This is a genomic window from Methylobacterium sp. AC433 (assembly GCF_979253015.1).
In genome coordinates this window covers 1-242 of sequence record NZ_CEEDBN010000103.1, presented here as the reverse complement: position 1 = coordinate 242, position 242 = coordinate 1, and the positions used below count along the sequence as shown (strand labels likewise).

The 242-nt window shown below is 74.4% G+C and carries 1 protein-coding gene; it reads right to left on the bottom strand.

Annotation, left to right across the window (positions count from 1 at the left end):
• Window positions 1-242 (bottom strand): NAD(P)-binding protein (locus AC0IWM_RS23890; protein ID WP_471759167.1); only part of this gene is annotated, 242 nt, incomplete at both ends.

Sequence of the window (242 nt, the reverse complement as noted above, 5' to 3'; positions counted from 1 at the left end):
GTAGTGCAGGCCCGGGTGGAACGTGCGCCCGTCGGCGCCGGACCAGGTCTCGGGCGCCTGGTAGCGCGCATCCACGAACCCGGCCTGGCTGTCCCAGTTCTCGCGCTCGCGCGGCAGGTAGCCGCCGCGCTCCAGCAGCAGCACGCGCTGGCCGGTCTGCGCCAGGCGCCAGGCCATGGTGCCGCCGCCCGGCCCCGAGCCCACGATGACCACGTCGGAATGCTCTTCGCTCATGGGGGTCC